This is a genomic window from Sulfuritalea sp., assembly GCF_017302275.1.
Classification (GTDB): domain Bacteria; phylum Pseudomonadota; class Gammaproteobacteria; order Burkholderiales; family Rhodocyclaceae; genus Sulfuritalea.
In genome coordinates this window covers 20374-45787 of the sequence record NZ_JAFLDR010000009.1, presented here as the reverse complement: position 1 = coordinate 45787, position 25414 = coordinate 20374, and the positions used below count along the sequence as shown (strand labels likewise).

Below are 25414 nucleotides of genomic sequence, written 5' to 3'. Positions count from 1 at the left end.
GATTATTTCACGGCCTTGTCGGCCAGCAACTCGCGCAGCTTGCGTTCTTCCCACTCGGCCCCCAGCCAACGCCTGCCGCCAAACGTGCTTAGCGCGTGCAGGGTGAGCCAGATGCCCCAGCCCAGCAAGGGCCAGTAGAACCACAGGCGTCCGGGAGAAGCGATCAGGTTGATCGCCAGGAGCCCGCAATTGACCACCACGAACACCATCAGGTGGTGGTAGAAGGCGCGCAGCATGCCAACCTGGCGGCGGGCATCGCGCTCGGCTACGGAATGTGACGGATCATCGACATATCGGGAACGGCAGACCATGATTCTCTCCTTGGAAGGTGCCCGCAATGACGGGATGGCTGCAGTTTCCGGCAAGGCACCCACGATCGCCAGCCGAATGCGACGAACGGGCAACAGCGGGAGATGGACGGCTGCCGGCAGCGATGATCTGCGACTACGGCGGCAGCGCAGGCTCGCCGCGCACCGCGCAAAGCCGTTGCACCACCGCCGGCCGCGGCGTCACGACCTCACCCTGCTCGAAGGCCGCCACGCTCAGTTTGCCGCGCACCACATTGAGCAACTCGTCGCGATGCAGCAGGAATTCGGGGCTGGACGGCTTGCCGAATCGAGCGTTGCCGACCATGAAAGTTTCGTACAGCAGCACGCCACCCTCGGTCAGCGAGTCGATCAGTCGCGGCAGCAGGGGCCGATGCAGGTAGTTCGTCACCACGATGCCGGCGAAGCGCCGCCCGGCGAAGGGCCAGGGCCCGCTTTCGAGGTCGGCCTGCACCGATTCCACATCCGGCGCCTTCGCCGCGATTTCGGCGAGCGCGGCGGCGTCGCGGTCCACCGCCACGACACGATGGCCGCGTTCCGCCAGCAGCAAGGCGTGACGACCACGGCCGCAGGCGAGGTCGAGGACGGTGCCACCGGCCGCGACCATGGGCAGGAAGCGTCGAATCCAGGCCGAAGGTGCGTCGCTCACCGGACTACCTCCCCCGAAACCCCGACCCCACGGCCGGCTCTGCATAGCCGGCCTGCTGCGGCTGCGCGGAGCCGTGCTCCGCGAAACCCTGCCTTCGCCCCAAGGCAGGGAGTGGCTGTGATTGGCCGCTGCGCGGCTCCATGGGTTGGCTGCGCCCCCTTGGGGTCCCCCAAGGGAACTTCCTTCGGGGCGCGGCCCAACGGCGGGGAGGGTTCATATCTTCCTCATGTCGGGTATCATTTTATGTTGAAACGAAGTTTCGAAACGCTGCCGGTGCCCGAATCCGCATGCCCTTAAAGCTGAAACCCCAATTTGGCAATGCTCAGGATCATCCCGATGCCCTGCGCGAGCGGCTGAGCACGATCACTGAGGCCTACAGCCGCTTCGTTCCGCGCCAGTTCCTCAACCTGCTGGGCATCGAGGACATCCGCAAGGTCGAACTCGGTCAGCAAGTCGAGCGCAAGATGACGATCCTCTTCGCCGACATCCGCGATTTCACCTCGCTCTCGGAAACGATGAGCCCACAGGAAAATTTCAACTTCCTGAACTCCTACCTGGTTCAGATGGAACCGGTGATCACCGCCCACGGAGGCTTCATCGACAAGTACGTCGGCGACGCGATCATGGCGCTGTTTCCCGATTCGCCCGACGCGGCGCTGCGCTGCGGCCTGGCGATGCTGAAGCGGCTCGACGAGTACAACGACGGCCGCGCACGCGCCGGCTATCGCCCGATCAAGATCGGCATCGGCATCAACACCGGCATCGTCATGCTGGGCACCATCGGCGGCGCCGCGCGCATGGACGGCACGGTGATCGGCGACGCGGTCAACCTCGCTGCGCGACTGGAGCGCCTGACCAAGGAATACCGCGTCTCGCTGCTGATCAGCGAAAACACTCTTTACTGCCTTGACCAGCCGCGGGAATGGTCGATCCGCTTCCTCGACCGCACCCACGTACGCGGCAAGCAGGGCGCGCAATCGGTGTATGAAGTCTTCGACGGCGATCCGCCCATGCTCGCGGATGCCAAGCGTCAGACATGGAAGCGCTTCGAGGAAGCACTTGCCTACTACCACATCGACGACGAAGTCAGTGCCGGGAAGCGTCTGGTCGACTACGTCGCGGCGGTTCCCAACGATACCGCCGCCCATGTCTACCTCGAACGTTGCAGCCCGCTGGCCCGCGTCACCAATGGCGTGCGCGGCGACAGCCCGCCGCTGTGGCACGAAAACTATTCGCTCGGACCGGAAACCGTCGATACGGCGCATAAGGCCCTGCTCGCCGACATGAACGCCCTGGCGCGCGCGATCAACGTCGGTGCGCTGGAACTGGCGACGCCACTGCTGGCGCAGATCGAGTCATCCGCCATCCTGGTCTTCGACATCGAGGAAGGGATGATGAAAGGCGAGGAGTACCCCTTCATTGACCTGCACAATAGACAGCATCGGCGATTCTTCGAGTATTTCGACGAATTGCGCAGCGAAATCCTGCGCGGCGACGAAGATCGTGTCTATCTCGGATTCCGCATCAAGCGCTTCCTTTCCGGGTGGCTGGTAAACCACATTCTCAGCGCCGACCGGCACTACGGCCACCACAAAAACAGCCGGGCGGAAGCGACAAGGCGTTTGTAGGGGATTTCCTCGGTTATCCGCGGTGGGAAGGTGTTATGCTGCACCGCACCAACCCATTGAGAACACGCCACCCCGCGGCTGTGGAGCGTTGCCATGCATAACGAACGTCACTACCTGCACACCCTCTTCGAACCGCAGTCGATCGCCATCATCGGCGCCTCGGAAACGCCGAACTCGATAGGCGTCACCCTGGTCCGCAACATGCTGGATTCGGGCTACAAGGGCAAGCTGTATTTCGTCAATCCCAGGCACGAAACGGTGTTCGGCCAGCAGAGCTACGCCTCGGTCGACACCATCGCGCAACGCCTCGATGTCGCCGTGATCTGCACCCAGGCCGCCACCGTCCCCGACATCGTCGACGCCTGCGGCCGCGCCGGCTGCAAGAACGCGATCGTGATTTCCGGCGGCTTCGCCGAGGCCGGTCCGCGCGGTGCGGCGCTGGAACGCGCGGCGCTGGAGAACGCGCGGCGCCATGGCATGCGCCTGCTTGGCCCCAACTGCCTCGGCATGATGCGCCCCGGCAACCAGCTCAACCTGACCTTCGGCCATGGCTTCGCCCATGCCGGCACGATCGGCCTCATTTCGCAGTCGGGCGCCTTATGCACCGCGATCCTCGACTGGGCGCTGCCGAACAAGATCGGCTTTTCCAGCGTCGTCTCGCTCGGCGCGGAAAGCGACATCGACTTCGGCGAAGTGCTCGACTTCATGGTCTCCGATCCGCGCACCGAGAACATCTTCCTTTACATCGAAGGCATCAAGAACGCCCGGCGCTTCATGAGCGCCTTGCGCGCGGCAGCACGTTGCAAGCCGGTGCTACTGATCAAGGTCGGCAAGCATCCGGCCGGCGAAAAGGCCGCGCTCTCCCATACCGGGGCGCTGGTGGGCGCCGACGACGTGTTCGACGCCGCGCTGCGCCGTGCCGGCGTGGTCCGCCTGGCCAACGTCGGCCAGATGTACGCCGCCGCGTCCGCCCTGTTCTCGCACTTTCGTCCGCGCGGCAAGCGGTTGGCGATCATTACCAATGGCGGCGGTCCCGGCGTCATGGCGGCCGACCATGCCGCAGACATAGACATCCCGCTGGCCCAGCTGGATACCGCCACGCAAAGCCGGCTGAACGAACTGCTGCCACCGAACTGGTCGAAGTCCAATCCGCTCGACATCCTCGGCGACGCCGATCCGGCGCGCTATGGCGTGGCGCTGCAGGCCTGCATCGACGACGACAACATCGATGGCGTGCTCGCCATTCTTACGCCGCAGGCAATGACCGATCCGACCCAGGCGGCGCGCACCGTGATCGAGATCGCGCGCCACAGCGACAAGCCCCTGGTGACCTGCTGGATGGGAGAGGAACAGGTGAGCGAAGCGCGAAAACTGTTCCAGGGCGCGGGCATTCCTACATTCCGCACCCCCGAGCCGGCGGTCGACCTGTTCTCGCACGTCTCCAACTACTACCGCAACCGGCAGTTGCTGGTGCAAACCCCGGCCTCGATCTCCGAACAAGCTCCACCGCGCCTCGAATCGGCGCGCCTGGTGATCGAGACCGCGCTGATGGAAGGGCGCAAGGTGCTCAGCGAAATGGAATCGAAGGCCATCCTGTCCGCCTTCAGGATCCCCATCGCGCAAACCGTGGTCGCCCGCTCCGCCTCCGAGGCCATGGTTCTGGCGGAAGAACTCGGACTGCCGGTCGTGATGAAGGTCGACTCACCCGAAATTGCCCACAAGAGCGATTCCGGCGGCGTTCGCCTGAACCTGAACAGCCTCGCCGCGGTGCGCGATGGCTGGCTGGAAATCATGGACGAAGTGAAGAAGGTCCGTCCGGATGCGCATATCAACGGCATCGCCATCGAACCGATGATCCAGAAACCCAACGGCCGCGAACTGATGGTCGGCATGATGCGCGACAAGATATTCGGCCCCACCATCGTCTTCGGGCCCGGCGGAACCAGCGTGGAAGCCAACTACAGCGACCGTGCCGTCGCGCTGCCACCACTCAACCCGGTGCTGGTGGCCGACATGCTGGCGTCGACGCGGACCACAGCCCGGCTTGGCAAATTCCGCAACATGCCGCCGGTCAACATGGAGGCCATAGAGGCGATTCTCCTCAGCGTTTCGGCGATGGTCTGCGAACTGCCGTGGATCGGCCACATGGATATCAACCCGCTGATCGTCGACGAGCACGGGGCGGTCGCCGTGGACGCGCGGATCACCATCGAGAACACGCCGATCACTGCCGGCCGCTATGACCACATGGCGATCCATCCCTATCCCTCTCACCTGAAGGGCGGCTTCCAGGCCAAGGATGGAACCCAGGTCACGATTCGCCCGATCCGGCCCGAGGACATCCGCATGGAACACGAGTTCGTCAAGGCGCTGTCCGCAGAATCGCGTTACATGCGCTTCATGAACACCATACGCGAAGTGTCGCAGGCGCAACTGGTGCGGCTGACCCAGATCGACTACGACCGCGAGATGGCCTATGTCGCCACGGTCGACGACAACGGCGCCGAAAAGGAAATCGGGGTGGTGCGCTACGCCACCAGTCCCGACGGCGAATCCTGCGAGTTCGCGATCGTCGTTGCCGACGACTGGCAGGGCAAGGGCCTCGCGCGGCGCCTGATGGGCACGCTGATCGACACCGCGCGCAGCAGCGGCCTGCGCTACATGCATGGCGATTTCCTCGCCGAGAACACGCGCATGCTGGCCTTCGTCGCCAGCCTCGGATTCGTGCTCTCGGCGCACCCCGAGGACCACGGCCTCAAGCGCGGCGTGCTGGTCCTGAACTAGCGCTCATGACACCCAGGGCCACCCTCGGAAGTGAAACACGCGAACGGCAAATTCAAGGCCCCCCACCCCCGTTCCCGCCCCAGGGCGGGGCTACCAAACAGTTCGCTTCGCTCAACTAGTACCACTCACTCCGAGCGAATTGTTTCAAGTTAAGAAAGCGCGAACCTCGACGTTACACCGGCGCGTCCGCCAGTTTCACCCAGGGGCCAGTCGCTCCGTCGAAGCCGAGGCCGCCGAGGGCCGCAAATTCGGCTTCGTTCGCCACCCCTTCGGCGATCACCAGCGTCCCGATCGAATGGGCGATGGAACTGACGCCCTTGAGGAAGGCCTGGTTGCCCGGATTGGTGTCGAGGTGGCGGATGAAGCTGGCATCGACCTTGATGTATTCGAGGCCAAGGTCGTGCAATTGCCCGATCTGGCTGAACTGGCGGCCGAAGTGTTCCACACCGACCCGGCAACCGTGGCTCCGGAGTAGGGTGCAAAGTTCGTGGAAGGCGTCGACGTGCTTCAGCACGCCGGTCTCGGCGACTTCGACCCAGAGTCGGCTGGCGACCTTGCGATGGCGATGCAGCAACATGTCGAGCTTGCGCCGGAAATTCGCCCCGGCAATCGAACTCGCCGCGAGGTTGATGGCCAGGCCGGTCGGCACATCCTGGCCTTCGAGCGATTCGAGCGCCAGTTCCAGTGCGGCGAAATCGAGTTGCGGCGCCAAGCCGAGGCGCTGCGCGATCGGCAGGAAGCTCCCGGCCGGTTGCCAGTCGCCGTCGGCATCGAACTTGAGGCGCAGCGGGCACTCCACGTGCAGCAGCCCGCCCTCCATATCGACCACCGGGAAGGACACCAGGCGCAACCAGCGCTGCTCAAGCGCCTGTTCGATGATGCGACCCCACTCTGCACCATCGGTCGGCATTTCGTCATCGGTCGCCACCACGGCTTCGCGCACCGCATTCAGTCCCTCGGCTTCCGTCGCAATCAACGCGGCATCGACCTGTGACAACAGCACGCGCAGACCGGTCCCCTGCTTGAAGGTCCCCATGCCGATATAGGCCGAGGGTCCGCCATCGACATAGGCTTCCATAGACGCCACCAGCGACTCGAGCAGCGCCTCGGCGACCTCGCGGCCGGCCTGCCGGCCGGGCAGCAGCAGCGCGAAGTCGGCGCCGTTCATGCGCGCCGCCAGCGCATCGACCTGCGCCGTACCGCCGGCGACCGACGGAAGTCCCTGTGGGGCGCCGATTGTCTCGGCCACGCGCCGCAGCAGGTCGTCGGTCGCGGCGCGGCCCAGCCGCTTGTTGATGCCGACCAGGTCGGCGACGCGGATCAGGAACAGCGTACCACCGGTGGAGTCCTCGCCCTGCACCGACGATCGCAACTGGGCGATGAAGAAGTCACGATTCGCGAGTCCGGTCAGCGGATCGAAATTGGCCTCACGGCGCACGGCCTCCAGCCGCGCGGCCTCCTCCTCGAACATCGACTTGAGGCGCAGCACGGTGGCATTCATGGCGCTAGCCAGTTTGCGCAGTTCGGGCACCTTTGGTTCCGGGATGGTGACGAAGCGCCGGTTGGTGATCGCCACCGCCTGGTCGATCACCGCCTGCAGGGGCCGCCGCAGGCGGCGCAGGATCAGGCTGCCGAGGTAGCCGCCGATGAAGCTGGCCAGCGCCAGTGCCGCGACCATCTCCTGCGTGCTGGTCCACAGCGCCTGATAGGCAAACCGGCTGTGGCTCAGCAAAGACACGCTTCCCAGTTGCTTCCAGCCATTGGTGATCTGCGCGACGCCGGGCTCGTCGGCGATCGGCAGGCGGCGCACGAACCACTCCGGGGCACCGGCGTCGCCAGTGGCCGCCACCCGGTCGACCATGATCCTGCCGTTCGGATCAAGTATCCGAATGTACTCGTAGTGGCCGCTGTCGAAAAGCGCAGCCACCGTGAGCTCGAGCGTGACCGCATCGGGTGCCTGCTGGCTCAGCGACAGGGCCAGCGCCGCGGCATTGTCGGCATTCTTCATGCTCAGTTGCTGTTCCAGGTAGGCGCGCGCGGACAGCAGCGTGGCGAACAGGCTGCCGCCCAGCGCCAGCAGCATGCTGAGAACAATGGCTAACCAGAGTTGGCGGTACATCGACATGACGAACTTCCTTTCCTAACATTCATTGCAGCGAGACCCGCGCGCCGAGGATGAAACACGCGAAAGGCGGATTGAAGACCCGCCCTCCCATCCGCTGCGCGGCCCGCAGCTGGCTTCGCACAGCCAGCGGGCCGCGGCGGCGCGACGCATGCGTCGCGAATTCCCGCCTCGCTCCGCGCGGGGACGCTACTTTTCAGCCGGCTTCGCTCGGCTATCAGCAGCCGCTCAGAACCCGTTGTTTCACGTTTGCCTTCCTGCTGATCCATGTTCATTCGAAACCCTCGCTGCGCGCCCTGTTGAGCAGGTCCTGCCAGCGCGAGAGTTGCCCGGTGCCGCCGCGCCCCTTGGTGGCGTTGCCGGCGACACCGCTCCAGATCGCCTCGCTGTTGAAGCTGAAAACCGGATACAGGTCCTTGCGCTGCGATGCCATACGGATATCCGGAACCAGGTTGTCCAGCACCAGCGGCTCGGCATCGGGCGTCGGATAGTATGCAAGAACCATATGCGCCTGCAGTTGCGGACCGCCGGAACCGTCGATCCTGGCCTTGACATAGACCAGGCGCAGCTTGTTCTGGGAGATTCCGGCGTCCTTCAGCGAATAGTATTTGATGATCGCGTAATCCTCGCAGTCGGCGCGCCCCTGGCCGATGGTTTCCAAAGGCGTCGCCCAGTAGTCGCTTTGCGCCCAGATCGCGTGGTCGTCGTCGAACGCAACGCGTCGATTGAGGAAGTCATTGACGCGGGTCAGTTTCTGCCGTTCGCTGAGCTTGGGCGCCGCCGCCTCGGCGAGCACCTGTTGCCAGTCGCGCAGCAGCGTTACCTGGGCAACGCCGAAGCGCACGACCAGCAACTGCTGCAAACGGTCGAAGTCGAAGGCCGCCGCCGACACGGCTAACAACGGCAGCAGCCAGGCCAACGCCTTGCGCCAACGGGGCCGCCGCAGCAGTGGGGTGAAGGATCGTGCCGCGAAACGGCTCATGCGGACGGGCGAACGGTACGGGTGGCCCGTTCAGGTTCGCGGCTGAGGGCGTGCACGACCAGGGACCGCTACGGCCTTCACCGCCGTGTCACCCGTCAAATCGGGGGGTGCCGACCGATGCCCGTTCAGCAGCAGGACAAGGTGCAGCCGGTCGCGCGCTTGGCACTTCTCAAGGACCGAGCCGACATGGGCCTTGACGGTGCGCTCGGTGATCGCCAGCTGGCGAGCCACTTCCTTGTTGCTGCAACCCTGCGTGATGCACTCCGCGACCTGCCGCTCGCGATGGGTGAGAAGAGCGAGGAGGGAGTCGCGATCGTCCCCATCCGCGGTTGGCGTCGCCGAGCGCGACAACGCGGCCTGCGTCGCCACCAGCAGGCGTCGCATCAGTTCCGCACCGATCCACAGCCCGCCCGCGCGTACCACGCCGGCGATGCGGCGCAGGTTGCCGGCCGTGGCGTGGGCATTACAGTAGCCGCGACATCCCGCCGAGAACAGGGCGAGGCCCTCTTCATCCTGCGGACGGTTCGCCAGTGCGATCACCGCGACATTGTTCGCCTTGGCGCGCAGTGCGGCAATCTGGTCCGAGGCCGGTACCGCGGGATCGAGGTGCAGCCAGACCAATGTGTCGTCCGGCAGCGCTCGCGGCAGTCGCTCCGGTGCCGCGACAATGGCCCCGGGGAAGGCTTCCAGCCAGCGCGGCAGCGCCCGCGCGGCAGGCGCGAGGAAAAGATGCCGAGGCGAGGTTCGCGTCCTGGATGTCATACCGTGCGGATTCCGGTGGCGGCCTTCCTCCCCGCGCAGCCTGCCGTGGCATGCAGCGATTGCGTCGGGAAAAGGTCGATTGATCTGGGCAATTATGGTCCCAAACGCGCAGCAGCTTGTTTATCCGTGTTTTGCGCGGCAAACTGCGGTTACTACGTAGCAGCGCGGCGAGTCCGGCCGCGAACGACCTAGGAATGCGATGCCCAGCACCCCGACCCGCTGCCCATGGTGCGGCAGCGACCCGCTCTACACCGCCTATCACGATACCGAGTGGGGCGTACCCTGCCATGACGAACGCGCGCTGTTCGAGTTCCTCATCCTCGAAGGCGCACAGGCCGGTTTGTCCTGGATCACCATCCTCAGGAAGCGCGAAAACTACCGACGCGCCTACCATGGCTTCGATCCGGCCAAGATCGCGCGTTACGGTGAAAAGGATGTCGCCCGCCTGCTGGGCGATGCCGGCATCGTCAGGAACCGGCTGAAGATAGCCGCCAGCATCGACAACGCACGCGCGACGCTGGAACTCTACGAACAGGGCGGATCCCTCGACCAGTTGCTGTGGTCCTTCGTCGATGGCCAGCCGCGCATCAACCGCTGGCGGGAGATGGCGGAGGTTCCCGCCATCACCCCGCAAGCGGAAGCCCTGTCGAAGGAACTCAAGCGGCGCGGCTTCCGCTTCATCGGTCCGACCGTGATATATGCCCACATGCAGGCGACCGGCATGGTGAATGACCACCTGTTGTCTTGTCGGCGCCACGCCGAACTCGGCGGCTGATTCCCGCGGCCTGCCGCCGCTGGCGGCGGAATGCCTCATGGCGATTGTGGTTACAATGCCCGCATCCACTGCTCACCGGGCTTGGCCCCGGGTCGCGCATGCAAATCGGCTTCGAAACCATTCGCCAGATCCTCGAACACCGCCTGCATCAGGAGGATATCGAGAAACTGCTGCACGGACTCGACGAGGCCGGCAAGGCCGAGTTGTTTTTCCGCATTACCGAAATGCTGCGCCGCACCTCGGCGCTGGCCGACATCGCCAACCGGGTATCCGACAGCCTCTCGCTCGACGTGCTTTTTCCGCGCCTGATGGAGGTCGTGACCGAGGCGCTCAACGCCGACCGCAGTTCGCTGTTCCTGCACGACGCCGAAACCGGAGAATTGTTCTCGCGCGTAATGCAGGGTGATGCCATCGGCGAAATCCGCTTCCCCTGCCATCTCGGCGTCGCCGGATCGGTGTTCACCAGCGGCACTGCCGAAATCATTGCCGACGCCTATGCCGACCCCCGCTTCAACCAGGAGGTGGACCGGCGCACGGGCTACCGCACGCGCAACATCCTATGCGTGCCGATCCGCAACAAGAACCATGAGGTGATCGGCATCACCCAGGTGCTGAACAAGCAGGCGGGCGATTTCGACAGCGAAGACAAGCGCCTGCTCGAAGGCCTCTCGCTGCAGGCGTCCGCCGCACTGGAGAACGCGCGCTTGTTCGAGAAGGTCGAGCGGCAGCAGCGCGAGGAGGCCATGCTGCTGGAAGTCAGCATCTCGATCGTCGCCGAGATCCACCTCGGTCCGCTGCTGGCGAGGATCATGGCCGCGGCCACCTCCCTGCTCGAGGCGGACCGCGGCACCCTGTTCCTCTACGACGCGGACACGCACGAGCTCTACTCCCGCGTCGCCGGCGGCATCGCCGGCGAGGAGATCCGTTTCCCGGCCGATGCCGGCATTGCCGGAGAGTGCTTCAGCAGAGGGCGGGTGATCAACATCGCCGATGCTTATTCGGATTCACGCTTCAATCCCGATTTCGACCGCCACACGGGTTACCGCACCCACAGCATGCTGTGCATGCCCATCATCGCCCGGGCCGAGCGCAAGATCGGCGTGATGCAGATCCTCAACCGCAAGGGCGGCGCCTTCGGCAGCTCCGACGAGCGGCGCCTGCGCGCGTTCTCGGCGCAGGCGGCGGTCGCCATCGAGAACGCGCAGTTGTTCGAGGAAATCACCGCCGAGCGCAACTACAACGAAGCCATCCTGCACAGCATGAACAACGCCGTGCTGACGCTCGATGCGGGCGGTACCCTGCGCAAGGTCAACGAGTCAGCCCGGCGCATCCTGCGCCGCGCTGACGGGGAACTGATCAGCCACGGGCTCGATGACATCTTCTACGGTCGCAACAGCTGGGTGGCAAAGAGCCTGGACAAGGTGCGGGCGACCGGAGCTACCGACATCACCGTCGATACCGACCTGTTCATCGAAGGCGGCGAGACCATCTCGGTCAACCTGGTCACGGTGCAACTGAACAGCCTGCGCGACGAGCCGATCGGCTACATGCTGATGATGGAGGACATCACTCGCGAAAAGCGCCTGCGCAACACCATGTCGCGCTACATGAGCAAGTCGGTGGTGGACCAACTGCTGGCGAGCGGCGAGGTGGAACTCGGCGGCACCGGGCGCGACGTCAGCGTGCTGTTCTCCGACATTCGCGGCTTCACCTCGATCTCGGAGCGCCTCGGCGCGAAGGAGACCGTGGCGCTGCTCAACGAGTATTTCACCGACATGGTGGACATCGTCTTCGCCCACAACGGCGTGCTCGACAAATACATCGGCGACATGATCATGGCCGTGTTCGGCTCGGTGCTGCAAAGCGACGAGGACGCCAGCAACGCGGTGATGGTGGGCAACAAGATGCTGACCGCGCTGCACCACCTCAACCGGCGCCGCGCCGAGCGCGGCGACGAAGCCATCCGCATCGGCGTCGGCATCAGCACCGGCCACGTCGTTGCCGGCAACATCGGCTCGCTCAAGCGCATGGAATACACCGTGGTCGGCGACCGGGTCAACCTTGCCGAACGCCTGGAAAGCGCCAACAAGTTCTACGGCACCTCGATCCTGTTTTGCGATGCCACCTGGACGGCGGTCCGCGATCATGCCGCCGCCCGCGAAATCGACCTGATCCGCGTGCGTGGGCGGGACAAGCCGGTGGCCATCTACGAAGCGCTGGGCCACCACTCGGAAGACAGCTTTCCCCATCGCGAGGAGGCGCTTGCCGCCTTCAGCGAAGGCCTGCTGCGCTATCGCCAGCGCGACTGGGGCGGCGCCGAACACTGCTTCAGCGTCGCCCTCGCGGCCAATCCGAATGACGGACCGTCGAAGATCTATTTCGAACGTTGCCGAATCTACGGCAGCACGCCACCCCCCGCCGCATGGGACGGCGTATGGACCATGCCCAACAAATAGCTGGCGCGCGGCGCGGTCCTCCTCATGCCGCCGGAGTGCCCCGCGCCGGGATCAACAGAAGGAGCCGATCGTGGAACTCTCGTCCTTGCTCGCACACCATGCCCGCTACCGGCCGCAGGCCACGGCGGTGGTGTTCGAGGACCGGCGCCTCGACTACCGGCAGTACCACGCGCGCGCGGACCGCGTCGCCCACATGTTCCGCGCGCTCGGCGTCGGCAAGGGCGACCGCGTCGCCTCGCTGCTGCCCAATTGTCTGGAACAGCTCGACCTTTACTGGGCCTGCGCCCGCATCGGCGCGGTGGCCGTACCTCTGTCGCCCCTGCTGACGGGCAGCGGCCTGGCCAGCCTGATCAACGACGCCGGCGCCACCTGCCTCGTCACCGGCAGCAGCCTGCTGCCGGTGGTCGAACAGGTGCTACCCGAGTTGGCGACGCTCGAACCCGGCCGCGTGCTGCTGACCGACGCCGACCTGCCGCCCTGGGGCAGCTACACGGCGCTGGCCGCCGCCGCGCCCGACGGCCCGCCGCCCGATGCGGGCGTGGGCGCCGACGACCTGTTCAACATCATGTACACCTCGGGCACCACCGGCCTGCCCAAGGGCATCATGCACAGCCACCGCGTGCGCGCCATGTACGCGCTACTGCTGGGCGCCGCCTGGCGCATGACGCCGGAATCGGTGGTGCTGCACACCGGCGCCATCGTCTTCAACGGCGCCTTCGTCACGCTGATGCCGGCCTTCCACCTCGGCGCCACCTACATCCTGCACCGCCAGTTCGACGCGGCCGCGATGCTGGCCACCATCGCCGCCGAACAGGTCACCCACGTCATGGTGGTGCCGGCGCAGATCATCGCCCTGCTCGATTCGCCCGCCTTCGACCCGCGCCAGCTCGCCTCGCTGCAAATGATCCTCTCGCTCGGCGCGCCGCTGCCGCAGGCGCGCAAGGACCAGTTGAACGCCCTGCTGCCCGACCGCTTCCACGAGCTTTATGGGCTCACCGAAGGTTTCGTCACCATCCTCGACAAGACCGATGCAGTCCGGAAGTCCGGCTCAGTCGGCTGCCCGCCGCCTTTCAGCGCGGTGCGCATCGTCGATGACGGCGGCCGCGACCTGCCGCCCGGCCAGCCGGGCGAAATCGTCGGCCGCGGCCCCTTCGTCATGCAGGGCTACTGGCGCAAACAGGAACTGACCGCCGAGACCCTGCGCGGCGGCTGGATCTACAGCGGCGACATCGGCCACCTGGACGAGGAAGGCTACCTCTACCTGGTCGATCGCAAGAAGGACATGATCGATTCCGGCGGGGTCAAGGTCTATCCGCGCGACATCGAAGACATCGCCAGCCGCCACCCGGCCATCGCCGAGGTCGCCGTGTTCGGAGTGCCGCACGACACCTGGGGTGAAACCCCGGTTGCCGCGGTGGTGCTGAAGCCGGGCGGCGCGGCCGGCGCCGACGAACTGCGCGACTGGATCAACGAACGTGTCGCCGCGCGCTACCAGCGCGTACGCGAAGTCATCATCCTCGACGCCTTCCCGCGCAACGCCGCCGGCAAGACCCTCAAGCGCGAAATGCGCGAGCCATACTGGACGGGAAGGGCTACGAAGATCTGACGGCTACCCGCCGCCCCATGGCCAGCACCGTCAGCACCGCCAGCACCTGCAGCAGGGCGACGCCGGGCAACACGCCGTCACGGCCGCCGGCGTCGAGCAGCATGCCGAAGGCCAGCGGCCCGAGTGCCAGGCCGACATCGAGCCCGGAATAGACGAAGCCATAGACGCGGCCGAAGGCGGGCGATTCCTTGCCGCCGGGCAGCGATTCGGTGGCGACGCGGCGCACCAGCATGTCGCGCGAGGGGCCGGCGAGGCCCACGCCGACGCCGACGCCGACCATCAGCGGCAGCACGCTCCATGCCGGCGGCAGGCCGCTGGCCAGCACCGAGGCGAACACGGCGGCGCCGATCAATGCACCGCCCACGGCGCGATCGTGGGCATGAACCTTGACCGCGACGAAGCCGCCGACCACCATGCCGGCCGCCGATCCCAGCAGGTAGCCGGTGAGTGCGGCCACGGCGACCGCGGCGGAAATCCCGTAAATGCCGCCCAGCACCGGTACCGAAAAACTCTGCAGGCCGCCAAAGGCCGCGGTGATCAAGAGGAAGAACATGAACGCGAGCCAGATCGCCGGCACTCTGAGGAAGCCGAAAACCGGTCCCTGCGCCGTTGTGCCGGCGCCGACTCTTGGCCGCTCGTCGTCGAGCAGAGGCCGCGCGAACAGCAAGGCCATCACCGAGGCCAGCGCCACCATGGCCGCGGCAATGCCCGCACCGCGCCAGCCGGCCCCCGCCAGTGCCGTGCCGGAAACCGCCGCGCCCAGCGCCCAGCCCAGGTTGCCCGACAGGCCGTGCACGGAAAAGGCATGGCCCAGACGCGCCGGCGAGACCTTCTTGTTCAGGAGCGAGAAGTCGGCCGGATGGAACACCGCGTTGCCCAAGCCGGCCAACGCCACCGCCAGCACCAGCATCGCGTAGCTGGTCGCCGCCGCCAGCGCCAGGCCGGAAATCGCCAGCAGGCTGACTCCAGCCATCAGCACCCGGCGCGCGCCGTAACGGTCGACGACGATGCCGGCGAGCGCCTGGCCGACGCCGGAGATGGCGAAGAACACCGTCATCAGGAAGCCCGCCTCGGTGTAGCCAAATCCGAAATCGGGCATCAGCAGCGGAAACAGCGGAGGTAACAAAAGGTGAAACAGGTGCGAAGTGGCATGGGCCACGCCGACCAGCGCGATCACCGCAGCATCGGCGCGGAAAGTGGTAGTGGGGGACATAGGCCGATGCTAACCGATATCCATGGCTGAAATATCCACTGACACTCGGTAACAGACGGCCGCTACCGGGCTGCCTATCTTGCGTCCCATGGGCGGCGCAGGGGCGCCGCCCGACAACCGAGGAGACCACCATGAAGGCAAGAACACTGCAACTTAGCCTGATCGCCAGTGCCCTGTTTGCACTCGGCGCCATCGCCGCGCCCGCCCACGCCAACGACGATGGCCGCGAATGGCGCAGTGACAGCCGCGAGATCCGCCAGGACAGGCGCGAACTGCGCGCCGACTACCGCGAACTGGCCGAGGACCGCGCCGACTACGCCCGCGCCCGCGCGGCCGGCGACTACGGCGCGATGCACCGCGAGCGCATGGAGATCCACCAGGATCTGCGCGAGATCGGCCGCGACCGCGCCGAACTGCGGCGCGACTTGCGCGACCGCCACCAGGACCGTCGCGACCACTGGCGCGGACAGCAACAGGACAACCGCCATGGCAACTGGCAAGGCAGCCAGCACAGCCGCTGGAGCCAGCATGCCGAAGAACGCAGGGAAACTCGCGCCGACTGGCGCCATGCGGCGCAGGCGCGGCCGGCCGCCTGGCGCCCGGCCGCCGCAAGCGGCAACGCGGCAACTTCGAGCAACGGCAACAATGGTCGCCACGCGGGTTGGCAGCAGGGCCGCGGCAATCGGCACGGCGGCTGATCGAACCCGAGGCAGGGCGACGGTCGGCAGCGCTTCGGCGGGGGTGCTACATTGCTCCCTATGGAACGCACCCCCTACAACCTCCGCGTCGCCTGGCTGGTCCTGCTGCAGTTCCTCAGCCTGCCGCTGCTGGGCTACGCGCTCGGCGACCTCGGCGGGATGCCCGGCCTGGGGAACCTGCTGACGCCGTTCTGGGTGTTCGTGGCATTTCCGCTGATCGACACCTGGATCGGAATCGACACACGCAATCCGCCGCCCGGAAGCGATGCCGCCCTTTCCGCCGCGACGGGCTACCGCCTGTTGCCGCTGGCCGCCTTGCCGGCCCACGCGCTGATGCTGCTCTGGGCCGCGCCCGCGGCGGTCGCGCTGGCGGCACAGAGCCCGCTGGGCGCACTCGGCCTGTGCCTGGCGGTCGGCATCGTCGGCGGCGCGATCGGCATTACCTACGCGCATGAGCTGATCCACAAGCCGACGGCGCTGGAGCGCAATGCCGGTGGCATCCTGCTGGCGCTGGTCGCCAACGGCGGCTTCAAGGTAGAGCACGTCTACGGACACCATGTCGATGTCGCCACGCCGCGCGACACCTCGACGGCGCGTTTGGGCCAGTCGGCCTATGCCTTCCTGCTGCGCTCACTGCTGGTCAATCCGCTGCGCGCCTGGCAGCTGGCCGGCGAACGCCTGCGCGCGCGCGGCCTGCCGGCCTGGCACTGGCGCAATGAAATGTACCTGTGGCACGGGCTGACGCTGCTGTTCGCGGCAGGAATGACGGCGTGGCTGGGTGCCGCGGGGCTTGGCTTCTTCGCCCTGCAGGCCTTCGTCGCCATCGTGCTGCTGGAACTGGTGAACTACATCGAGCACTACGGCCTGCTGCGCCGCCAACGCCCCGACGGCAGCTACGAGCGGGTGACGCCGCGCCATTCGTGGAACGACAGCCACCACCTGTCCAACCTCGCGCTGCTCAACCTGCAGCGCCACTCCGACCACCACGCCTTCGCCGCGCGCCGCTACCAGATTCTGCGCCACCACGACGAAGCGCCGCAACTGCCAACCGGCTATGCCTCGCTGGTGCTGCTGGCGCTACTGCCGCCGCTGTGGCGGCGCTTCATGGACCCACGGGTGGCGGCGTGGAAGGCCGCCGAAACGCGCTGACCAGGCTTTCGGCTGGCGCGGCTCGACGTGGGCGCGAAGCCACGCAGGGAATTCCCCCCCCCGCGAGTTCGCCCGCGGCAAGAGCGACAACGACAAGCACGCATTCGGCATTATCGACAACAAGATCGGAACCGTTGAGCGCGAGAAGCAGTTCGGTCGCAATCAGCGCGGCACGCTTGTTGCCGTCCAATTTGGGATGTTTGCGAACGAGGCCGAACCCATGCGCGGCAGCGAGCAACGCGACATCGGGTTTGCCATGGGCGGCGGAATTTTCGGGACGTGCCAGCGCAGAGTCCAGCAGGGCCGTGTCGCCGAGATCGGCCGCACCGCCATGCTCCGCCAGTTGCTCATGGCACGCGGCGATGACCGGCCCGCGAGATGCCGACCGCCACCCCCACCGCGCAATCGACCAGGCGCCACCTGCACGCACACGCTCGTCGCGCGCACCGAGAAAGACATACGGGGTTTCATCCAGCGGTCGGTTGCGCCTGACGGACAGGCCGGCATCGAGTTGTTCGGCGCCGCAACTAACCCGGGGCTGGGAGATCCACACCGCTGGTCCCGGAAGTTTCACCAGGATGTCCGTCACTTGCGGGTGGAGGCGCCCTGCACATACATCCCGGCAAAGGCGATACTCAGCGCCTGCGGTGCGCGTGCCCTTCTCCGGGGCGCCGGGATACAAGCCACCGCAACGCATTTGAGACAGTCGAAGATCAATTGGCCGACCCGGGTCACGATGATCTTCGGCTTGAAGCCGTAGCCTTAGTGGGGTTATTCTGTCATGAAATCGAACGGACAGCAGGGACAGCAAACAATGGATTCTGGCAAAAACCGTGATCAATCCGCATCCGAGGCGCCGGATCCACCAGACCCTTCCGAGAGCAAGAACATGCCCCGACAACAGACCCTTGTTCTTGCCGGCGTCATCCTTTTGTTTTCGCTTGTCTACTTTGTCCTGCTTTTTGTCGCGCTTCACTTCGTCCGCTCTTCGGCGCTTCCGACCTTCGGGATAGTATTCGTCAGCTATATCGCGTGGAGAAACGGTGCGGTTGCCGGCCTCGCCTTGGTGGCGTTGAACCATCTATGGACATCCACGGCATTTCTCATTCTCGCTCCTGAATTTACCAGGTCATATCCACCGGAAGCGATCATCAGTATCCTGGTGCACATCGGTGTTGCACTTCTGCTGGGGTATTTCGGAAGACTCGCAGCGGACCTCCGTAATGAAATCGACGTGCGCAAAAAAGCGGAGGCGTCACTCATGCTGCTGCAGAACGAACTCGAACAACGGGTGGAAGCACGTACCCGCGAGCTTGAAAAAGTCAACGAGTTCCTCACGCAGGCCAGGAAAATGGAAGCGATCGGCCATCTGGCCGGCAGCATTGCGCACGACTTCAACAATTACCTCAACATCATTCTTGGTTACAGTGCTCTCCTCGTCAAAAAGCTCGAACCAGATTCGCCACTGATCGAATGGGCTCTCAATGTGGAGAAGGCCGCTGCAACCGCGGCAGAACTTACTTCGCAGCTTCTGGCCTTTTCACGCAAAAAGAAATTCCCTGTCAGGCCTGTGAACCTCAACACGCTGATCCAGGAACTCATTCCCCTGCTCTCGAGTGCGGTAAAGCACAGCATCGCCATTTCGCATGTTGCCGATGCGCAGCTTCCCGTGTTCGACGGTGGCGTCGATCAGATCAAAAGTGCGCTACTGAACCTGGGGCTCAACGCACGCGACGCAATGAAAAACGGCGGCGCACTGACTTTTACTACAAAGACCGTGGACGTTAACAAAGAGTATCGCCGCAAACACGGATTGACATGTGCGACTGGAACATACGCCAGCGTATCCGTGGCGGATACCGGCACCGGCATCGAACCGGAAGTTTTCAAACACCTGTTCGAGCCCTTCTTTACAACAAAGGATGAAGGGAAAGGCACCGGCATGGGGCTGGCGGCGGTTTATGGCATTGCCCAAAGCCATCATGGCGCGGTTTTCGCCGAAACCGAACTTGGCAGTGGAACGACGTTTACGATGCTGTTTCCGGTGAAGTTGCTTGAAACGCCCGCCTGACTCGTCCAAAAGTTGCAGACAGGCAAGAATGGACAAATCAACCGCCCTTGGCGGGGTATAGGCAGGCACGCGCCGGTTTCAAGCCTTCGTAAAGCTGAGCTGTCCCTTCCCAACACCGACCTTGACGCGATCCTTCGCGCCCAGCGTGCCGTCGAGAATCAGCCGCGAGAGCGGGTTCTCGATGCGCTCCTGGATCGCGCGCTTGAGCGGCCGCGCGCCGAACACCGGATCGAAGCCGGCCTCGGCGATCAAGGCCAGCGCGGCGTCGCTGACCTCCATCGTCATCTCCAGCCGAGCGAGTCGCTTTTCCAGGTACCTCAACTGGATTCGGGCGATGCCGGCGATGTTCTTTTCGTCGAGCGCATGGAAGACCACGATCTCATCGATGCGGTTCACGAACTCGGGGCGGAAGTGGGTCTTGACCTCGCCCATCACGGCCATCTTCACCACCTGGTAATCCGAGCCGGCCATCTGCTGGATCATCTGGCTACCGAGGTTGGAGGTCATCACGATCACGGTGTTCTTGAAATCCACGGTGCGGCCCTGGCCGTCGGTCATGCGGCCATCGTCGAGCACCTGCAGCAGCACGTTGAACACGTCCGGGTGGGCCTTTTCCACTTCGTCGAAGAGGATCACGCTGTAGGGTTTGCGCCGCACCTGTTCGGTCAGGTGGCCTCCCTCCTCGTAGCCGACATAGCCCGGCGGCGCGCCGATCAGGCGGGCGACGGAATGCTTCTCCATGAATTCGCTCATGTCGATGCGGATCAGGTGGTCCTCGGCGTCGAACAGGAATTCGGCCAGCGCCTTGCACAGTTCGGTCTTGCCCACGCCGGTGGGACCGAGGAACAGGAACGATCCATACGGCCGGCTTTCCTCCGACAGGCCGGCGCGCGAGCGGCGGATGGCATCGGACACCAGGCGCACGGCCTCGTCCTGGCCGACCACTCGGCCGTGCAGCTTGTCTTCCATTTTCAGCAGTTTTTCACGCTCGCCCTGCATCATCTTGCTGACCGGGATGCCGGTGGCGCGCGAAACGACCTCGGCGATCTCCTCGGTGCCGACTTGCGTGCGCAGCAGCTTGTTCTTCGCCGTACCGTCAGCGCCGACTTTTTCTGCCGCCTTTAGTTGCGCTTCGAGCTTGGGGAGCCGACCATATTGCAGCTCGGCCAGCTTGTCGAAGGCGCCCTTGCGCTGCAACTCGGCCATCTGGTTGCGGATCCTGTCGATCTCTTCCTTGATGTGGGCCGAGCCCTGCACCTGGGCCTTCTCGGCGCGCCAGATCTCGTCGAGGTTGGCCAGCTCGCGTTCGAGCTTGTCGATCTCGTCCTTGATCAATACCAGGCGGCGCTGCGAGGCCTCGTCCTTTTCCTTCTTCACCGCCTCGCTTTCGATCTTCAACTGGATCAGGCGGCGGTCGAGCTTGTCCATGACTTCCGGCTTGGAGTCGATTTCCATCTTGATCCGCGCCGCCGCCTCGTCGATCAGGTCGATGGCCTTGTCCGGCAGGAAGCGGTCGGTGATGTAGCGATGCGAGAGTTCCGCCGCGGCGACGATCGCCGGGTCGGTGATGTCCACGCCGTGGTGCAGTTCGTATTTCTCCTGCAGGCCGCGGAGTATCGCAATGGTCGCCTCGACGCTGGGCTCGTCGACCTGCACCTTCTGGAAGCGGCGCTCCAGCGCTGCGTCCTTCTCGATGTACTTGCGGTACTCGTCGAGCGTGGTGGCGCCGATGCAGTGCAGCTCGCCGCGCGCCAGCGCCGGCTTCAGCATGTTGCCGGCGTCGATCGCGCCCTCGGCCTTGCCGGCGCCGACCATGGTGTGCAGCTCGTCGATGAAGAGAATGATGCGGCCCTCGTCCTGCGCCACTTCCTTGAGCACGGCCTTGAGCCGCTCCTCGAACTCGCCGCGGTACTTGGCGCCGGCCAGCAGGCCCGCCATGTCGAGCACCAGCACGCGCTTGTTCTTCAGCGTCTCGGGCACTTCGCCATTGACGATGCGCTGCGCCAGCCCCTCGACGATGGCCGTCTTGCCGACGCCCGGCTCGCCGATCAGCACCGGGTTGTTCTTGGTGCGCCGTTGCAGGATCTGGATCGCGCGGCGGATCTCGTCGTCGCGGCCGATCACCGGGTCGAGCTTGCCCTGGCGGGCGCGCTCGGTGAGGTCGAGGCAGTATTTCTTCAAGGCCTCACGCTGGCCTTCAGCCTCCTGGCTGCCGACATTCTCGCCGCCACGCACCGCCTTGACCGCATCTTCCAGCGCCTTGCGATTCAAGGCGGCTTCCTTGAGAAGGCGGCCGCACTCGCCTTTGTCCTGGGTCAGGGCCAGCAGGAACATCTCCGAGGCGATGAACTGGTCGCCGGCCTTTTGCGCCTCCTTGTCCGTGATGTTGAGCAGGTTGGAGAGGTCGCGGCCGATGCTGACTTCGCCGCCATGGCCTTCAACCTTGGGCAGGCGCTCCAGCGCCTTGCCCAGGGCCGCCTTCAGCCCGCCGACATTGGCGCCGGCACGTTGCAACAGCGAGGCGGTCGAGCCGTCCTCCTGGTTGAGCAGGGCCAGCAGCAGGTGCTGCGGCTCGATGAACTGCTGGTCGTTGCCCACGGCCAGGCTCTGCGCATCGGAAAGCGCCTGCTGGAAGCGGGTAGTGAGTTTGTCGATGCGCATGGAGGTAGCCCCGAAAGGATGTCATTGCGCAGAACATGGGGATTGCGTGGCCGATTTCAATCCTCGGCCGCAGGCACGACTTTCCGCTACCGAGGAGCGCCCGGTGCCTGCCGGCTAGGCCAGCAGCAACGCCGCCAATGCCAGCAGCGCCGGCCCCGCCTGCAAATACATGATGCGCGGCTTCACCGTCATGCCGCCGTAGATGCCGGCGACCACCACGCAGGCGAGGAAGAACACCTGTATGTGCGGCCCCGCCGCTCCCGGATACGTCAGCCCCCAGATCAGGCCGGCGGCGAGGAATCCGTTGTAGAGCCCCTGATTGGCCGCCAGCACTTTCGAGTCCTCGGCCTTCTGCGCCGTGTTGCCAAAGATCTTCAGTCCCTTGGGCTTGGTCCACAGGAACATTTCGAGGTAGAGGAAATACAGGTGTTCGAGGGCGACGAAAAGCACCAGAACCGCGCCGAGAATCTTCATGTACTATCCTTTGCCACCTGAAATGAATGTGCCCAGTATCGGCTACCTCGGGCGCGAAAACAACGCCGGATACTAAACGCATGGCCATTGACATAGGTCAGAGTCCCGTAAGCCATTGGTGTTACATTGAATCTTTCAATCCAATCACAGGAGAGCAACATGGCAGGCAAAGTCGAACAATTCAGCGAATTGCACCGCAAGAACATGGAAGCCGCCATGCGCATGGCCCAGCTTTCGATCGAGAACTCGCAGCGCATCATGGCCCTGCAAACCGAGCTGGCCAAGGAGATGTTCCAGTCCGGCGTCGAGAACGCCAAGGCGCAATCCACCGCCCGCGACCCGCAATCGATGATGCAGTTGCGTACCCAGTACGCGCAGGAAACCACGCAACGCATGGTCGCCGCCGCCCAGCAGATCGCCGAGATCGGCAACTCCGCGCGCGCCGAGTTCTCCCGCCTCGTCACCGAGCAACTCGCGTCGGGCAGCCAGGACATGACCGAGTCGCTGCAGAACTTCATGAAGAGCCTGCCCGGCCAGACGCCGAACATGATGGAATCCTTCCAGCAGGCGATCGCCACCGCCAACCAGGCCTTCGAGCAAATCAGCAAGGCCTCCACCGCTGCGATGAGCAGCGTCGGCGATGCGGTCAAAAAGACTGTCGCCAAGCGCAAGTAAGTTTTCCGGAGGAGGAGCCTCCTGAAGGCTGGCCGCAATAGCGGCCGGCCTTTTTTTGGTCGCGGGCGCAACAGGGATACTATCTGCCATGACTTGGCGCCGCAGCCGCCACTCCCCGCCCCGCAAGACCGAACCCATGCCAGAAACATCCACCCGCGCAACCCCAATCGCCACCAGGGTAGAGGCCAGAAGGGTCGACGTCTTTGTCGACCGGCAGTACGGCGGCGCCCTGACCTCGCCGCTGGGAACATGCCTGGTTGCCTGGATCATGTCCAGATCCGGAGCTGGTTGGGAGCCCGCGCTGATCTGGCTGGGCCTGATCAATGTCGTGGAGGCGCTGATCATCCTTGTCGCCCATCGCCACCGGAATGCGCCGGACCGGCAGGCGGCAATGCGCTACACCATGCCGCGGATGACCGCGCTGTCAATGGTGATCGGCATCGCCTGGGGCTCATCGGTCTGGTTCCTCGGCCCCGGGACGGACTTTCATTCCTATCTGTTGATCTTCGTGGTCCTCATGGGCGTCGCCGGCGTCTGCCAGATGATCTTCTCGCCGGATCGCGTGTCGATGATGGCCTTCTATGCGGGCTTGCTGCTGTTGCCCGCGCTGCACGCGGGGACCAGCAGCCCGCAGTTCGGCATCGAGATGGCCGCCGGCCTCACCGTGGCTTACATTCTGCTGGTGCAGTACTCCCTGCTCGCCGGCAGGCAGCTGGTCGCCGACTTCGAAACCAATGCCAAACTCGAATCCGCGCTGACGCAATTGAGCGAAAGCGAGCGGCATCTCGCCGCGGTCTTCGCCACGACGCCGGTCGCCCTGATGATCTCGACGCCGGACGAAGGACGAATCATCGACATCAACCAGGCCGGGCTTGAAATGACCGCCGCCGACCGCGAGTCCATCGTCGGCAGGACGGTAGGCGAACTGCAAGCCTACGTCGACCCCGGGCAGCGGGCAGGGCTGGTCGCGGAGCTGCAACGCACCGGCCAAATATCCGGCTTCGAAGGCGAGTTCCGCCGCCCCGATGGCGCGATCCGCACCTGCCTGATGGCCGCCCGCATCAGTGAGCTGAACGGCAAGCCGGTGGTGTTTACCGCGCTGCAGGACATCACGGAAAAGAAGCGCATGGCGGATGAACTCGAAGCCCACCGCCACCATCTAGAAGACCTGGTGCAGCAGCGCACGCGCGAGCTGCAGCAGGCGCGGATGCAGGCGGATGCAGCGAACGTGGCGAAAAGCGCCTTCCTCGCCAACATGAGCCACGAGATCCGCACGCCGATGAATGCCATCACCGGCATGGTGCACCTGATCAAACGCGGCGGCGTCGGTCCGCAGCAGGCGGAACAGCTCGACCAGATCGACACCGCCAGCCAGCATCTGCTGGAAATCATCAGTGCCGTGCTCGACCTCTCGAAAATCGAGGCCGGCAAGTTCTCCATCGACGAAGCGGAAGTCGATATTGGCGGGATAGCCGCCAATGTCGTGGCCATCCTCGCGGAAAAGGCCCGCGCCAAAAACGTGGCGCTACGCATCGAGCAACGCGGCCTGCCCGCCAGGCTGCTGGGCGACAAGGCCCGCCTGCAGCAGGCCTTGCTGAATTACGCGGTGAACGCCCTCAAGTTTACCGCGGCAGGAAGCGTCACGCTGCGTGTCGGCGTCGTCTTGGAGGCGCCCGAGGACCTCGTGTTGCGCTTCGAGGTCGAAGACACGGGAATCGGCATCGACCAGGAAACCCTGTCCCGCCTGTTCAGTTCCTTCGAGCAGGGCGACAACTCGATGACGCGGCGCTTTGGCGGCACCGGCCTCGGCCTGGTCATCACGCGCCACCTTGCCGAGCTCATGGGCGGCGATGCCGGAGCGGAAAGCACGCCGGGGGTCGGCAGCCGCTTCTGGTTCACGGCGCGCCTGAAGAAGGTACCGGCCGCGGTCTCGCCTTCCGCGCCGGGGCCGGACGAGGCGAATGCAGAGACCATCCTGCGACAGCGCCATGCGGGGCGCCGGATCCTGGTGGTCGACGACGACGAGGTCAATCGCAGCGTGGCCGAAATGCTGCTCGAGTGCGTGGGCTTCCGCATCGACACGGCCGAGGACGGCCGCGTCGCGCTCGACATGGTCCGGCGTACGGACTATGACCTGATATTGATGGACATGCAGATGCCGGTCATGGACGGCCTGGCGGCGACCCGGGAAATCCGGCGCCTGCCCGGAACGGAGGCAACGCCGATCATCGCGATCACGGCCAACGCCTTCGTCGAAGACAGGAAGAGCTGCCTCGATGCCGGCATGAACGACTTCCTCACCAAGCCCTTCGACCCGCAAAGGCTGTATGCCATTTCCCTGAAGTGGATGCCGGCGCTGGATACGGTCGATTAGCCACGCGGA

General features: G+C 65.0%; 19 protein-coding genes. 10 read left to right on the top strand and 9 right to left on the bottom strand.

Annotated elements, in window-relative coordinates:
• Positions 1–2: 2 nt before the first annotated feature.
• Positions 3–311 (bottom strand): 2TM domain-containing protein, encoded by a 309-nt coding sequence (locus tag J0M27_RS06845; protein WP_294988985.1) that lies wholly within the window; start codon positions 309–311, stop codon positions 3–5.
• 133 nt (positions 312–444) lie between these two features.
• The gene (locus J0M27_RS06840) at positions 445–975 is read right to left on the bottom strand and encodes a class I SAM-dependent methyltransferase (RefSeq protein WP_294988983.1); all 531 of its coding nucleotides are present in this window, start codon (positions 973–975) and stop codon (positions 445–447) included.
• A gap of 287 nt (positions 976–1262) precedes the next feature.
• Here J0M27_RS06840 and J0M27_RS06835 point away from each other — a divergent pair, with 287 nt between their 5' ends.
• Both J0M27_RS06835 and J0M27_RS06830 read left to right on the top strand, forming a co-directional pair.
• Complete coding sequence (locus J0M27_RS06835) at positions 1263–2603, top strand: adenylate/guanylate cyclase domain-containing protein (protein ID WP_294988979.1); 1341 nt, start codon at positions 1263–1265, stop codon at positions 2601–2603.
• A gap of 93 nt (positions 2604–2696) precedes the next feature.
• Positions 2697–5387, top strand: coding sequence for a GNAT family N-acetyltransferase (locus J0M27_RS06830; RefSeq protein WP_294988977.1), 2691 nt, complete (start codon positions 2697–2699; stop codon positions 5385–5387).
• A gap of 172 nt (positions 5388–5559) precedes the next feature.
• On the opposite strand, the gene J0M27_RS06825 is transcribed toward J0M27_RS06830, so the two are convergent.
• The 3 genes from J0M27_RS06825 to J0M27_RS06815 all read right to left on the bottom strand — a co-directional run bounded on the left by J0M27_RS06825 (position 5560) and on the right by J0M27_RS06815 (position 9253).
• A complete protein-coding gene (locus J0M27_RS06825; protein WP_294988974.1) occupies positions 5560–7512 on the bottom strand; it encodes an EAL domain-containing protein in 1953 nt (650 codons plus the stop codon).
• A gap of 268 nt (positions 7513–7780) precedes the next feature.
• Positions 7781–8491 carry a transglutaminase-like cysteine peptidase gene (locus J0M27_RS06820; protein ID WP_294988971.1) on the bottom strand — a complete coding sequence of 237 codons (711 nt, stop codon included), beginning with the start codon at positions 8489–8491 and terminating at the stop codon, positions 7781–7783.
• Between the two features lie 30 nt (positions 8492–8521).
• A complete protein-coding gene (locus tag J0M27_RS06815; RefSeq protein ID WP_294988968.1) occupies positions 8522–9253 on the bottom strand; it encodes a response regulator transcription factor in 732 nt (243 codons plus the stop codon).
• A 199-nt stretch (positions 9254–9452) separates the two neighbouring features.
• Between J0M27_RS06815 and J0M27_RS06810 the strand changes: the two genes are divergently transcribed.
• From J0M27_RS06810 to J0M27_RS06800, 3 genes are all read left to right on the top strand, one after another.
• The gene (locus tag J0M27_RS06810) at positions 9453–10028 is read left to right on the top strand and encodes a DNA-3-methyladenine glycosylase I (RefSeq protein ID WP_294988965.1); all 576 of its coding nucleotides are present in this window, start codon (positions 9453–9455) and stop codon (positions 10026–10028) included.
• A 98-nt stretch (positions 10029–10126) separates the two neighbouring features.
• Positions 10127–12484 carry an adenylate/guanylate cyclase domain-containing protein gene (locus J0M27_RS06805; protein ID WP_294988961.1) on the top strand — a complete coding sequence of 786 codons (2358 nt, stop codon included), beginning with the start codon at positions 10127–10129 and terminating at the stop codon, positions 12482–12484.
• 70 nt (positions 12485–12554) lie between these two features.
• On the top strand, positions 12555–14090 hold the full coding sequence (locus J0M27_RS06800; RefSeq protein WP_294988958.1) for an AMP-binding protein: 1536 nt from the start codon (positions 12555–12557) through the stop codon (positions 14088–14090).
• On the opposite strand, the gene J0M27_RS06795 is transcribed toward J0M27_RS06800, so the two are convergent.
• Positions 14077–15303: an MFS transporter gene (locus tag J0M27_RS06795; protein ID WP_294988955.1), complete on the bottom strand. Its 1227-nt coding sequence runs from the start codon at positions 15301–15303 to the stop codon at positions 14077–14079. The genes J0M27_RS06800 and J0M27_RS06795 overlap by 14 nt on opposite strands.
• Before the next feature lie 131 nt (positions 15304–15434).
• On the opposite strand from J0M27_RS06795, the gene J0M27_RS06790 reads away from it, so the two are divergent.
• Together J0M27_RS06790 and J0M27_RS06785 are read left to right on the top strand one after the other, a co-directional pair.
• Positions 15435–16001 (top strand): hypothetical protein, encoded by a 567-nt coding sequence (locus J0M27_RS06790; RefSeq protein ID WP_294988952.1) that lies wholly within the window; start codon positions 15435–15437, stop codon positions 15999–16001.
• A gap of 60 nt (positions 16002–16061) precedes the next feature.
• The gene (locus J0M27_RS06785; RefSeq protein ID WP_294988949.1) at positions 16062–17150 is read left to right on the top strand and encodes an alkane 1-monooxygenase; all 1089 of its coding nucleotides are present in this window, start codon (positions 16062–16064) and stop codon (positions 17148–17150) included.
• Here J0M27_RS06785 and J0M27_RS06780 read toward each other — a convergent pair.
• Entirely contained in the window at positions 17104–17739 is a 636-nt protein-coding gene (locus tag J0M27_RS06780; protein ID WP_294988946.1) for a Fic family protein, read from the bottom strand. The two genes, J0M27_RS06785 and J0M27_RS06780, sit on opposite strands and share 47 nt — an antisense overlap.
• A 192-nt stretch (positions 17740–17931) precedes the next feature.
• Between J0M27_RS06780 and J0M27_RS06775 the strand changes: the two genes are divergently transcribed.
• The gene (locus J0M27_RS06775; RefSeq protein WP_294988943.1) at positions 17932–19221 is read left to right on the top strand and encodes an ATP-binding protein; all 1290 of its coding nucleotides are present in this window, start codon (positions 17932–17934) and stop codon (positions 19219–19221) included.
• A gap of 78 nt (positions 19222–19299) precedes the next feature.
• Here J0M27_RS06775 and clpB read toward each other — a convergent pair whose 3' ends face one another.
• Entirely contained in the window at positions 19300–21882 is a 2583-nt protein-coding gene (clpB, locus tag J0M27_RS06770) for an ATP-dependent chaperone ClpB (protein ID WP_294988940.1), read from the bottom strand.
• 114 nt (positions 21883–21996) lie between these two features.
• Positions 21997–22356 (bottom strand): DUF1304 domain-containing protein, encoded by a 360-nt coding sequence (locus J0M27_RS06765; RefSeq protein WP_294988938.1) that lies wholly within the window; start codon positions 22354–22356, stop codon positions 21997–21999.
• Positions 22357–22515: 159 nt separating this feature from the next.
• Between J0M27_RS06765 and J0M27_RS06760 the strand changes: the two genes are divergently transcribed.
• On the top strand, positions 22516–23031 hold the full coding sequence (locus tag J0M27_RS06760; protein WP_294988935.1) for a phasin family protein: 516 nt from the start codon (positions 22516–22518) through the stop codon (positions 23029–23031).
• 136 nt (positions 23032–23167) lie between these two features.
• Positions 23168–25405, top strand: a complete 2238-nt coding sequence (locus J0M27_RS06755) for a response regulator (RefSeq protein WP_294988932.1) — start codon at positions 23168–23170, stop codon at positions 25403–25405.
• The last annotated feature ends 9 nt before the right edge of the window (positions 25406–25414 follow it).